12 protein-coding genes are annotated in these 13,375 nt (G+C 39.0%); 7 read left to right on the plus strand and 5 right to left on the minus strand.

What is annotated here, in order from left to right; translation table 11 throughout:
• From Q8907_05855 to Q8907_05870, 4 genes are all read right to left on the minus strand, one after another.
• Window positions 1-422 (minus strand): hypothetical protein (locus tag Q8907_05855; protein ID MDP4273791.1); only part of this gene is annotated, 422 nt, incomplete at its 3' end.
• A gap of 64 nt (window positions 423-486) precedes the next feature.
• On the minus strand, window positions 487-1,323 hold the full coding sequence (gene prmA, locus Q8907_05860; GenBank protein ID MDP4273792.1) for a 50S ribosomal protein L11 methyltransferase: 837 nt from the start codon (window positions 1,321-1,323) through the stop codon (window positions 487-489).
• A gap of 89 nt (window positions 1,324-1,412) precedes the next feature.
• On the minus strand, window positions 1,413-2,171 hold the full coding sequence (gene tpiA / locus Q8907_05865) for a triose-phosphate isomerase (GenBank protein ID MDP4273793.1): 759 nt from the start codon (window positions 2,169-2,171) through the stop codon (window positions 1,413-1,415).
• A gap of 90 nt (window positions 2,172-2,261) precedes the next feature.
• Entirely contained in the window at window positions 2,262-3,350 is a 1,089-nt protein-coding gene (locus tag Q8907_05870) for an ABC transporter permease (protein ID MDP4273794.1), read from the minus strand.
• 197 nt (window positions 3,351-3,547) lie between these two features.
• On the opposite strand from Q8907_05870, the gene proS reads away from it, so the two are divergent.
• The 6 genes from proS to tilS all read left to right on the plus strand — a co-directional run bounded on the left by proS (window position 3,548) and on the right by tilS (window position 10,820).
• Complete coding sequence (gene proS, locus Q8907_05875) at window positions 3,548-5,023, plus strand: proline--tRNA ligase (GenBank protein MDP4273795.1); 1,476 nt, start codon at window positions 3,548-3,550, stop codon at window positions 5,021-5,023.
• 130 nt (window positions 5,024-5,153) lie between these two features.
• Window positions 5,154-5,858 (plus strand): hypothetical protein, encoded by a 705-nt coding sequence (locus Q8907_05880; GenBank protein MDP4273796.1) that lies wholly within the window; start codon window positions 5,154-5,156, stop codon window positions 5,856-5,858.
• Between the two features lie 43 nt (window positions 5,859-5,901).
• On the plus strand, window positions 5,902-6,531 hold the full coding sequence (locus tag Q8907_05885) for a hypothetical protein (protein ID MDP4273797.1): 630 nt from the start codon (window positions 5,902-5,904) through the stop codon (window positions 6,529-6,531).
• A 176-nt stretch (window positions 6,532-6,707) separates the two neighbouring features.
• On the plus strand, window positions 6,708-8,558 hold the full coding sequence (locus Q8907_05890) for a hypothetical protein (protein MDP4273798.1): 1,851 nt from the start codon (window positions 6,708-6,710) through the stop codon (window positions 8,556-8,558).
• A gap of 9 nt (window positions 8,559-8,567) precedes the next feature.
• Window positions 8,568-9,446: an RluA family pseudouridine synthase gene (locus tag Q8907_05895; protein MDP4273799.1), complete on the plus strand. Its 879-nt coding sequence runs from the start codon at window positions 8,568-8,570 to the stop codon at window positions 9,444-9,446.
• Between the two features lie 45 nt (window positions 9,447-9,491).
• Window positions 9,492-10,820, plus strand: a complete 1,329-nt coding sequence (gene tilS, locus Q8907_05900) for a tRNA lysidine(34) synthetase TilS (GenBank protein ID MDP4273800.1) — start codon at window positions 9,492-9,494, stop codon at window positions 10,818-10,820.
• Here the strand turns inward: tilS and Q8907_05905 are convergent.
• Window positions 10,817-11,560, minus strand: coding sequence for a prephenate dehydrogenase/arogenate dehydrogenase family protein (locus Q8907_05905; protein MDP4273801.1), 744 nt, complete (start codon window positions 11,558-11,560; stop codon window positions 10,817-10,819). The two genes, tilS and Q8907_05905, sit on opposite strands and share 4 nt — an antisense overlap.
• Window positions 11,561-12,001: 441 nt before the next feature.
• Between Q8907_05905 and Q8907_05910 the strand changes: the two genes are divergently transcribed.
• Window positions 12,002-13,375: PEP/pyruvate-binding domain-containing protein (locus tag Q8907_05910; protein ID MDP4273802.1), on the plus strand; the 1,374-nt coding region annotated here is incomplete at its 3' end.

Genomic DNA, 13,375 nt, shown 5'->3' on the forward strand with positions numbered 1-13,375 from the left:
AGCAAACTTAATGTATTGGACAGGTAGGTCTCCAGAGCGGACAGGTATAATTTTTTATTGTCCAGGATGTGGATTAAACCTTTTTGCCATTCCCTGAAATTTGCTGAATTTTTGGGTGAATTTTTGAATTCCCTCAAAATTTCCAGGTAATCTGAAAAATGAGGGGAGGGCCTTGCTTTTTTTTTGAGCATTTCATTGGAAGTACTCAAAATTTCTGATTTCTCTTCATCACTTGTTGTATTCCAGTAAGCTCCGAAATCATTATAGACTTTTTTTTGTTCATCATTAAGATTTTTGCCAAAAAAGATAAATAAATCGTCGAGGTATGACTTGGTATCTGCGAATTTTTTAAGATTCTGCCCCCATACCTGAAACGACAAGCTTAATCCAATCATGAGAAAAAAAAGTCTGCACCGGCCCATTTGGGAAATAGTTTAAATCTGCTTAATTAACGTATAAAGTTACTTAATGTTTTTCCCTAATACGTTATTGTTTGGTGAAAGATGCCATTACCCAATCATTTTTTTCCTTGTGGAAGTTGGGTTTGAATTGATATTTTGCTGCTTCCTTTATTACAATATCCAGGTCGCTGGTTAGAAAACCGCTCATCAGCACCTGTGTCCCTTTGTCCGAACATCCGGAGTAATGTTTCATATCGTTTACCAGAATGTTACGGTTGAGGTTAGCCAGGATAAACTGGAATTTTTTGCCTTTAAGAAGCTGTGCATCCCCCAACAGGACAGAAATATTTGAACAATGATTAATTTTTATATTTTCCAGGCAATTTTGATAGGCCCATGTATCATTGTCAATAGCAGTGACTGTTGCAGCCTGTTTTTTTGAGGCAAGTATGGACAGGATACCTGTACCGCAACCCATATCAAGCACACTTTTCCCCCTGAGGTCCATGTCCAGGAGGGTTTCAACAATCATTGTCGTGGTCTCATGCCTGCCAGTACCAAATGACATTTTGGGATTGATGATGATTTCAAATTCTACCCCAAGATCTGTCTTTGAAGTTGAAGGGCGTATTACACAGCGATTCCCAATAATAATGGGTTGAAACCGGGTCTCGGATTCTTCATTCCAGTTTTGTTCTTTCAACAGCAAATAGGAAAATTGAATATCCTTGAAATCAGAGAATTCCTGCTTAAGCCACAATATCTTTTCGAAATTGAAGGCAGATGCCGGGATATATGCCTTCAGGCCAGTTTCGTCTTCGAGAAATCCTTCATATCCAAGGTTGTTTAATTCAGCAATCAAAATTTCTTGTGATTGAAGGCTGCCTTCAGGCATAGAGCAATTTAACTCAATATAATCCATACAAAAAAAGTTTACATAAAAAAACCACATAAACCATGCCGCACGACAAGTTATGTGGTTTTAATGATTATGATTTATGCCTGCAATATTTAGAAAGAATGGATAATTTGCAGGAAATCCTGTGGTTTCAGTGAAGCACCGCCAATCAAACCACCGTCAACATCGTGATTGGAAAACAGTTCTTTGGCATTTTTAGCGTTGCAGCTTCCTCCATAGAGGATAGAAATATTTTCAGACAATTCCCTGCCATATTTTTCAGTGAGCAGGCCGCGGATAAATTGATGAATTTCCTGTGCCTGGTCGGGTGAAGCTGTCTTGCCGGTTCCAATAGCCCAGATAGGTTCGTAAGCAATAACAACCTTCAATAAAGCATCTTTGTTAAGTCCGAATAATGATTCAGCCAATTCTTTTTTGATGACATCGAAGAATTTTCCGGATTCGCGTTCTGCAAGATTTTCACCACAACAGAAGATAGGGGACAGGCCGTTTTCAAGTGCCAGATTTACTTTTTTAGCCAGGATGGCATTGTCTTCATGATAATAACCACGGCGTTCAGAGTGTCCAATGATAACATAAGAAGCGCCCACAGATTTAATCATCTGGGCAGATACTTCGCCGGTATAGGCTCCGCTTGCTTCAGAAGCACAATTTTGAGCAGAGAGGAACATTTGTTTGTTATCAACAAACTTGTTTACTTCGGTTAAATGAATAAATGGTGGTGCTAAAATAACAGTAACATCGGATGCGGGTTTTTTGGTAATCAGTTCTTTTATCTCTTTTACTAATTCAATGCCTTCAGGTAGAGTCTTGTTCATCTTCCAGTTTCCGGCAACTATCTTCTTTCTCATATCTTAATTGGTTTTTATAAATAAAAATGTGTTAATATTTTCAACCTTCAAAGGTACAAAAATATAGCAACCCACAATTAATATTTATTCCTAAATCATTTTAATTCTCGGGTCAATTAATGTATAAGCTGCATCAACAAGCCAGTTGATGATAATGAAAATAAGCGATATGGTCAGGATGCAACCCAGCACCAGCGGCATATCATAATTGTTCAGGGCATCAACAATGACATAACCCAGCCCTTTCCAGCCAAATATATATTCTATGAACACCACCCCTGCCATTAATGAAGCAAACCAGCCGGATATGGCGGTTATGACAGGATTTAATGAGTTTTTTAAGGCATGATGCCAGATTACCTGGGAAAAACTTAAACCTTTTGCTTTGGCTGTCCGGATATAATCCTGAGAAAGCACCTCAAGCATGGAATTGCGCGATAGTTGGACGACAATTGCCAAAGGCCTTATGCCCAGTGTGAAAGCCGGCAAAATGAGGTTTTTAAGCATCAGATGCTCCCCCATGCCCAGGTTATCAACCTCGTACAGGTTGCCCGTAAGGTTCAGGTGGGTGTATTTGCCCAGTACAAAAGCAAAAAACCAGCCTATGAGGATGGCTGCAAAAAATGAGGGAAGCGACATGCCAAAGGCTGAGAAAAACAAGGATAAACGGTCGAAAACGCTGTCCTTTTTTATGGCTGCGGTTATCCCAAGGGCAATTCCAAGTATACTGGCAAAAACAATGGCTGCAAAGGCAAGTATAAAGGTATTGGGCAGAGTCTCGCCTATAATTGCCCCTACATTTTTTTTGCTTTGGAATGAACGGCCCAGATATGGCCATTTAAGCAATAAAGCCTTGTTTGACGAAAAATGCAGGATTACCTTTTTGCTCCCATATTTGGCGGTATCGTAATAGAAAAAACTTTCTTTGTTTTTCAGGTTAAAAACCGATACGGGCGAAAGTTCATTGATATATCTTAAATATTGCAGGCTTTTGGGCTTGTCCAGGCCAAGCTCTTTTTTTACTGCTTCGATAGAATTCAGGTCGGTGCGTTGCCCAAGCATCATACGTGCAGGATCGCCGGGCAATACATTAAAGAGCATGAATACCACGGTAACTACTCCCCACAATATCAAAAGGCTATAGAAAAAACGCCTCAGTATATATTTAGATAAAATCATAACTTTGTAAAATCAGAAATAATAATAAATTTTAGTTAATATCCTGATTCACACATCATTTTTCTGCAAATCCTGATGTTAACCCTCTAAAACCAAAATTCAAAATTGGCAACAAATAAACAAATAAACATACAAAGTCTGGCTATTTTTTTTTATTTTGCGAATTTTTAAAGGTATATAAATTCTGATCGTAGATTATGGAAAAGTTCTTAACAAGTCGTGCCGAAAATTATTCTGAATGGTACAATGAATTGGTCGTTAAAGCAGATCTGGCAGAAAACTCTGCCGTCAGGGGGTGCATGGTCATTAAACCATATGGTTATGCAATATGGGAAAAGATGCAGGCTGCCCTTGATCAAATGTTTAAAGATACAGGTCATTCCAACGCATATTTCCCCTTATTTATTCCTAAATCTTTCTTTTCAAAAGAAGCAAGTCATGTCAAAGGTTTTGCAAAAGAATGTGCTATTGTTACCCACTACCGTCTTAAAAATGATCCTGACGGCAAAGGGGTGGTGGTTGATGAGGATTCCAAACTTGAAGAAGAACTGATTGTCCGTCCTACCTCTGAAACTATTATCTGGGCCACGTATAGGAACTGGATTCAATCTTACCGCGATTTGCCTATTTTGGTGAATCAATGGGCTAATGTAGTAAGATGGGAAATGCGTACCCGCCTGTTTTTGCGTACGGCCGAATTTTTATGGCAGGAAGGACATACTGCCCACGCCACTAAAGAAGAAGCCCAGGAAGAGGCCATGAGAATGATCAATGTTTATGAAGATTTTGCAAAAAACTGGCTTTCAGTCCCTGTTTTGAAAGGAGTGAAAACTGAAAATGAGAAATTTGCCGGTGCCATTGATACCTATTGCATTGAAGCCTTGATGCAGGACGGCAAAGCCCTTCAGGCAGGTACTTCACACTTCCTCGGACAGAATTTTGCCAAAGCTTTCGATGTGAAATTTACTGATAAAAACGGATTGCTTGATTACGTCTGGGCAACCTCCTGGGGCGTTTCTACCCGGCTGATGGGGGCTCTGATTATGGCTCATTCCGATGACAAAGGTCTGGTGCTGCCTCCTAAGCTTGCTCCTATACAAGTGGTAATTATTCCGGTTTATAAAAATGACGAGGAACTGTCTGCAATCTCTGAGAAGGTCGCCGTGATCAAACAGAAACTTGAAAGTAAAGGCATTTCAGTGAAATATGATGACAGGGATACGCAGAAGCCGGGATGGAAGTATGCTTACCATGAGCTGAAAGGTGTTCCGGTACGTTTGTCCCTTGGGCCCCGCGATCTGAAAAATAATACCATTGAAATTGTCCGCCGTGATACCCTGAAAAAGAATGTTATTTCGCAGGAAGGAATTGAAAACGTTGTCGAAGATTTATTAAAGGATATTCAATCATATTTGTATCAGAAAGCCCTGTCCTTTAGAGACAGCAACATCAGGAAGGTGGATAGTTACGATGAATTCAAGCAGGTGCTTGAGGAAAAAGGTGGCTTTATTGCTGCCCATTGGGACGGGACTACGGAAACCGAACTGAAAATAAAAGATGATACCAAGGCCACTATACGTTGCATCCCTCTGGATGTCGAAGAGGAAGAAGGAAAATGTATGGTCACCGGTAAACCTTCCCCCCACAGGGTTATTTTTGCAAAAGCATATTAAGATAATGGGATAATGTGCTAATGAGATAATGGGATAATGAGATAATGGGATAATGGGGAAATGGGATGATGAGAATGTGATAGGGTAAGTGGTTGGGCTGTGTGGTTATTAACCTTAATTCTAAATAAAAATGGAAGAGTTCGACAAAAGCAGGCTTATTTTAGATACTCTGGCTGAAAAGTCAAGTGTCAAGCTGAAGGTATACGATAATACACTTGAGGTTTTTTCTTCGCTGAAGCAGGTGCTTACGGATATTGAAAGGCAATATAATGCCAATATGCTTCCTCAGACAGATAAAAGGGCTAATTTGTTGTACACCGATAAGGGCAAATATGCTGCCCAGCTTAGAATAGCCGGCGATCTGCTTATTTTCAACATGCATACAAATATTTTCGAGTTTGACCGGGATAATATCGTGTGGAAAAATTCGTATGTGAGTGAAAATAAATTGAATAGTTATTGCGGTGTGATCAATATTTATAACTTTCTGAGCGACTCTTTCAATTATAACCGGCTTGACGATTTGGGTTATCTTGTGGCCCGCATTTTTATTAACCGGGAGAAACATTATTTTGTAGAGGGGAAAAGGCAACTGGGCGTTTTATATAATAATTTTGGAACTGCCCAGATCCAGGAGTCCGATTTGATTAAAATCGTTAATTCCGCCATACTTTATTGCCTGGAATTTGATTTACTTGTTCCTCCTTACGATAACGTGAAAATTGTTTCAGTTGCTCAATTGAACGAGAAAATTGAAAATTCGCGCCTGGCAACCGGTAAACGGTTGGGATTCACATTTAATTCTGATGATGTCTCTGCCAATGTCAAAAGGTGAGGCTTTGATCTCAAACTGCATCATGCAATTTTAAAGGTTTTTGATGACGTGTATTGATCCTATGCGACCTGATCCTGACAAATTAAGTAAAATTGATTTTATTTGGATTGTTATCATTTTAACTTTTGAGGCTATCATGGGCATATTATCCATATATTGGGGTATGGTTATTTCGGCATTTTCATTATTTTGTTATGGAATAGCAATTGTAGCAGAAATTATTCCTGCATTTCAAATTTTGAATATTGTTGGGCGTATAAAATATATGGAAGTAAATCATAACCGTATTTCTGAAAGCAAGCAGCTTATTATTTCCGGTTTTGGTTTATATTTGCTTGCTGCCGGGTTAGTTGCTGGTGTGGTTTTGATTTGTTTAAATGGTGAAAAACCGGATACAACAATTCCAGGGATAGTTATTTCAATGGGTTCCCTGCTTTTTTTAATGGTTAGTAAACTATGTATTAAAAGAAAATCACATTCATGGATGATTATAAATGAAACATCGGGAATAAATAATGGTCTGTATCTCTCAGCTATTTTGTTTGTTTCATGTTTCCTTTATGAATTTTCAAGAATAACGTGGTTTGATGCCTTAGGCTCTTTGGTAATGACCGGATTTATTTTTTATAAAGGGAAAGCAGCTTTTTCCAGGGCAAAAAAACAGGGTGTGTAGGGATTGTAGCATTGCAATAAAATTTTTTTCTGGTTGCTTAATAATCATTTAAGGTGCGCACGAAATTTTACATACTTCATTTTAAGCAGGCATTATTTTTATGGATAATTTTTCAAATTTTTTTACCCACTCATCTTTATGGTCAGGTTCGGCAAGCAGGCAAAAGGAAAGCTAAGGTGGATCGTACTCATATCGTAACTGCTGATACCTTCAGAATTTCATCTTTAAAAGCTGCCGTATTAGTTGATTCGGCGGGCATTGATTCCCGCAAGGCATTAATGGAAAGTGAACCAGGAGACATTTATGAAAAGTTACAATCCCTGGCTAATCAGCGAAGATTAACCCGCGAGTTAAGTAATATTATTATTGTCCCGGTTAAAAAGAAAAATCCGGATACTCTTCTGACCCAGCAAAGTGAAGAACCTTTCATGAATTATTCCGGGAAAATAATACGGAAAATCAGATTGCAGAAGATTGATGTCTTTGGCCCTACGGTTTACGACACTACCCTGAGAGCTTCTTCCTGGGTCGAACGTACTGCAAATAATGTGCATCGGAATACCAATGACCAGATCATCAGGAAAAATTTATTGCTAAAATCCGGTCAGAAAGTAGATCCGGTTAAAATGGCCGATAACGAAAGGTTGTTGCGTGACCTTCCTTTTATTGAAGATGCGCGGATTTATGTCGTCCAACCTGAAAATGCAGGAGATTCTGTTGATGTTGTGGTCATTACAAAAGATGTTTTTTCAACCGGTTTTGATTTTGATGTGACCAGCTCATATTCCGGAAAATTAGGCATCTGGGATAAAAATATTTTTAGCCGCGGTGATGAAATCAACAATTATCTGCATTGGAATTCGCATGAAACAAGAAATTTGGGTTTTGAAGGAACATACCTGTTTAATAATATTTTAGGAAGTTTTGTCGACAGCAAAATAAGTTATATCAATTTGTCTTCCTTAAAGACTTTTGGAATTGATGTGACTAAAAATTTTATTACCCCGTCCACCCTTTATGCCGGCGGTTTTTCATTTTACAGAAATTCTGAACTTCAAAGTATTTCCACCATTGATACCACCAGTAAACCTGTATCTTTAAGATACAACTATTATGATGCCTGGTTGGGGCGTTCCTTTTATCTGAATCCTTCCAATTATTTGCAAAAAAGCAGGATTAACCTGATTATAGCCGGCAGGGCTTACCGTACTGTTTTTCTTCGACGCCCTATGGTTACCAATGACTCGCTTTATCAATATTACAATAAAAAAGTCTATTTGTTCAGTATAGGTATTTCCCGGCAGAATTTTTATAAGAGTAATCTGATTTATAGTTTTGGCCGTACCGAAGATATCCCCTATGGGATGTTGATCAAAGCTACTGCAGGTTTTGAAGATAATGAATTCCTGGATCGTTTTTACTCCGGACTGTCCTTATCAAATGGCCGATTTATCAACGGTTTGGGTTACAGTTATTTCAGTCTGGATTTCGGCGGCTTTTTTAATAAAAATATTTTTGAACAGGGGATGATTCAGTTTACCAATCATTTCTTCAGTAACCTTTATGTGGTTGGGCGAACAAAATTACGATCCTTCATTGATGTTACTTATTTGCACGGTCTAAAACGTTATAAGGATGAATATATTTCTTTAGAGGATATGGACGGTATTGAAGGGCTTAAAGGAATGTCGCTCAGGGGCAATAAGAAATTGACGATGCATTTTGAAACAGTTGCATTTTTGCCCTATTTCCTTTACGAGTTCCGTTTTGCCCCTTATATTTTTACGGATATGGGATTTATTGGCCCTTCAAATGTTCTGATCTTTAATAATAATTTATATACCGGCATTGGCCTAGGGGTGAGAATCAGAAATGAAAGACTTGTCTTTAAAACCATTCAGTTTAGGTTCTCTTTCTATCCTTTTGTCCCGGATCACGTAACCAGGCAGGCTTTTGAGTTTTCATCCGAGGACCGTTATCAACCGAATAATTTCTTTATGAAAGAGCCTGAAATACTTAAATATTAGTATAGAAAGATGATGAAATTCCAATTAACAGATGAAGTTTTTTTGTTTGATTTTTTATGTACAAAGTTTAGTGAATCTTCAAAAAATAAAATTAAAAAATGGGTTAAAAATCAATGCGTAAGTTATAATGGAGAGGTGGTTACTGACCTGAGAAAAAAACTTCAGGCCGGTGGCGAATTGACTGTGGATACTCATGGCGGGAACAGGGAAGCAGATTATAATATTTCCTTTAAGATATATTATGAAGATCCTCAGTTGATTGTGGTTGAAAAACCGGTGGGTATATCTACTGCAGGCCAGGAAAGTAACCGGACGATGCTCAATGCGGTTAATGCTTACCTGGAGAAAAAATCCAAAGGGCAGTCCAGGGCTTTTGTGGTTCATCGTTTAGATAAAGAAGTATCGGGCGTACTTCTTTTTGCAAGGAGCAGAAAGACGATGGATTGGTTAAAAGAACACTGGCAACAGACTGAGAAATTCTATCTTGCACTGGTGGAAGGAAGGCCTGAGAAACCTGAGGGGACTATCCAGGGTTGGCTCAGGGAGGGGGCAAAGCAAAAAGTTTACTCCACTTCTTCCGAAATAGGAGCCAAATATGCAATCACTCATTACCGGATTATCCGTGAACTGGATAATTATTCCCTGCTTGAAGTAAAAATTGATACCGGGCGGAAAAACCAGATCCGGGTACATCTTTCTGAAATAGGTTGCCCCATTGTAGGTGATTATAAATATGGCGCAAGTCCTTATCCCTTGCGGAGAGTACGCCTTCATGCCTGCTCCTTTACTTTTCCCCATCCGCTGACCGGGAAGATGATACGCATTGAATCTCCCATGCCCAAAAACTTTCTTGTTCTCAAAAATGAAGATGAAAATTATAAGAACTAAATAACGGTTTTTGTTAACTTTGTTTAAATAAGAATTATGCATTTTATGATCAGGGAATTTCAGAACTTTATTGACAAAAATCAGTTATTCGACAGAAAACAGAAGATCTTGCTGACGGTCAGCGGGGGAATTGATTCCATCTCCATGCTGCATTTGTTTCATAAAGTCGGCATAGATATTGGCGTAGCCCATTGTAACTTTATGCTGAGGGGGGAAGAATCTGACGAAGATGAAATATTTGTCAGGAATATGGCGGCCATGCTTGCTGTCCCTTTTTATGTAATACGGTTTAATACCTGGGAATATGCCCGGCAGGAAGGAATATCCATTGAAATGGCTGCCCGTGATTTGCGCTATAAATGGTTCGAGGAGATAAGGGTTCAATATAAATATGATTATATCGCCACTGCCCATAACTTAAATGACGTAGTGGAAACATTTTTCCTGAACATTGTACGGGGTACGGGAATTAAAGGGCTTACCGGCATCAAACCCAAAAGCAATCACCTGATTCGCCCTATGCTGTTTGCTTCCAGAAGGCAGATTGAAGCCTACTGCCTTGAACATGATTTGCATTTCCGGGAAGATTCAAGCAATGCTTCCGTAAAGTTCTCGAGAAATAAAATCAGACATTTGATCCTGCCTGTTTTAGAGAAGATAAATCCCAATTTCCTGCAGACCGCCGTAGAGAATATCCAACGTTTGTCGGAAACGGAACAGATTTACTTTTCGAAAGTCGGGGAGGTGAAAAAACAGGTTTGCTTTGAGAAAGAAGGATCGTTTTATATTGATCTTAATAAGATGAAAGAGATAGAGCCCCAATCAAGCTATCTCTATGAATTTCTGGTGCCCTTCAATTTTTCCAGGGATAATGTCGCCGAAATTATCGAAGCAATGGATGGAATTCCCGGTAAGCAATTTTTCTCTTCTACTCACCGGTTATTAAAAGACAGAAATTACCTGATTATAACCGGGATCAAAAAACAGGCAGATCTGAAATATTACATAGATGAGGGAATGACACTAATTAATGGTCCTGTTAAACTAAAGCTCAGGGTTATCAAAAAAGAAGAAGGTTTTAAATTGCCTTTAAACTCTCAGATAGCCTGTCTTGATTATGACCGGATTACTTTTCCCCTGATTTTGCGCCATTGGCAAAAGGGGGATTATTTCCGTCCTTTGGGCATGAAAGACATCAAAAAACTCAGCGATTATTTTATTGACAACAAACTTTCGCTGATAGAAAAAGAACAGGCCTGGCTTCTTACTTCTGAGAACAAGATTGTCTGGATTGTAGGCCGCCGGCTTGATGACCGTTACAAGATTACAGACAGGACCCAAAATATTCTTGTTATTGAACCTTGCCAGGATTAACTTATATTCTCCCGCAACATTTTAAAGAAGTCGTGCATTCCTTTTGTATCCTTGTTTTTGATCAGTTCAATCAGGTATGAAAGTTTTTTACTGATTTTTTCTACCTGTTCGAGGGCATAAGGGCTTTGAAGGATTTCAGAGAGCAGATAATTATTTTCAGACATCAGGCCTTTGGCGATAGCTAAATGTTTTTTAAAGGTCGTACCCGGTGCTTCCTGTTTTTTCATGCAGGCTGCAAAAACAAAAGTCGAAGAAAAGGGCACGCACAGTGAATAAGCTATCATCTGGTCGTGTACTTTAAAGGAATAGTCGTATATTTTTAAATTAAAGGAACGGTAGAAATTGCGGAAAAACAGCTTGCCTTCTTCATCCGATTCAGTAATGATAATGGCATTCTGGTCACTCAATTCTTTGATATTGGCAAAGGTAGGCCCAAACATGGGATGGGTGGAAACAAAACGGTGTTTGCATTTTTGGTAATAATCAAACAGGCCGGTTTTGACAGAGCAAATATCTGAAACTATACAGGCCTCCGGCAAATAGGGCATCACTTCATCAAATGAGCGGAATGTATTTTGCAGGCTTACACAATTAATCAGCAGGTCGGGTTTGAATTCTTCGATTTCATTCAGGGAAGTGAAACGAAAGCAATGGAAAAAATATTTCAACCTTGTTGCATCGCTGTCATATACAGCTACTTCATAATCCAGGCAGAGGGATTCGACAAACCACGAACCCATATTTCCTGCTCCAAGGATACAGATCTTTTTGATATTCAGGATATTGATATCTTCCTTTCTTTCCGGGTTGCAAATATTTTCATTCTGCGAACTGCTCATAATGATTATTTTATCTATTCTTCTTATATTTAAGATGGATAATTTTTAAAGCAAAATACCCCAACATTTTAAATTCGGATCAAAGTTCTGTATTTTTTGATTGGTTCGCAATTAATTGAAAAAAAATATTTTTGTGTTATTTAAATAACAGTGTTCGATTAAATAAAATTGATGTAACTTTAAATAATTGAATTCGGAAACTATTGATTTTAAATAATATTGAAAATATTTTTTTTTGAGTGGAATATTGATACACCTTTTTGAATACCTTTGTAACTTTTCAATTAAAAAAATCAAAAGGCCATAATAAATAATATATATTAACCATAAAATAGTAACAAGATGTCAGATGTAAAACGTGTTTACGCCTTTGGCAATAAAAAAGCTGAAGGGAGAGCAGATATGAGAAATCTTCTTGGCGGAAAAGGAGCCAATCTCGCTGAAATGAATTTGGTGGGTGTTCCTGTTCCTCCGGGCTTTACCATTACGACCGAGGTTTGTACTGAATACAATCAAAAAGGTGGAGAAGCAATTAAGGCTCTCCTGCAGGATGATGTGGTAAATGGCATCAAGCACATTGAAGGGCTGATGAAGAGTAAATTCGGGGACAAGAAGGATCCCTGCCTGGTTTCTGTACGTTCCGGTGCCCGTGCTTCCATGCCGGGTATGATGGATACCATTCTTAACCTGGGGTTGAATGATGAAGTAGTGGAAGGTTTGGTTGCAAAAACCAATAATCCCCGTTTTGCCTGGGATTCATACCGCCGTTTTGTTCAGATGTATGGGGATGTGGTTTTAGGCTTAAAACCCGCTTCAAAACAGGATATTGATCCTTTCGAAGAAATTATTGAACAGGTTAAAGCTGAAAAGAAAGTTAAGCTGGATACAGAGCTGGATGCTGATGACCTGAAGGAATTGGTTAAACGTTTCAAGGCTGCTGTTAAGAAACGCACAGGCAAGGATTTCCCCTCCGATCCTATGGAACAGCTTTGGGGTGCTATTATGGCCGTGTTCGACAGCTGGATGAACGAACGTGCAATTTTATACAGAAAATTAAATAATATTCCTGAAGAATGGGGCACTGCTGTTAGTGTTCAGGCTATGGTATTTGGAAATATGGGTAATACCTCAGCTACCGGTGTTGCATTCTCCAGAAATGCTGCTACTGGCGAACCCTTATTTAACGGTGAATACCTGATCAATGCTCAGGGCGAAGATGTGGTTGCCGGTATCCGTACCCCACAACAGATTTCTAAAGCTGGTTCAATTGCCTGGGCTAAATTAGCCGGCGTTTCTGAAAGTGACCGTGCTTCTAAATATCCTTCCCTGGAAGAAGCCATGCCAGAAATCTATAAAGAACTCTGGGATATTCAACATAACCTCGAACTGCATTACAAAGATATGCAGGATATGGAATTCACCATCCAGGAAGGTAAACTCTGGTTCCTTCAGACCCGTAACGGTAAACGTACCGGTAGTGCAATGGTGAAAATTGCCATGGATCTTCTTCGCGAGGGAATTATTGATGAAAAACTGGCTGTCCTTCGTTGCGAACCTAATAAACTTGACGAACTCTTGCACCCGGTTTTCGATAAGAAAGCTCTTGCAAATGCTACCGAGATTGCTAAAGGTTTGCCTGCATCCCCGGGTGCTGCTTCAGGCCAGATTGTTTTCTTTGCTGATGAAGCTGAGAAATGGGCTGATAAGGGTAAGAAA

The sequence above is a fragment of the Bacteroidota bacterium genome (assembly GCA_030706565.1).
Taxonomy (GTDB): Bacteria; Bacteroidota; Bacteroidia; order Bacteroidales; family JAUZOH01; genus JAUZOH01.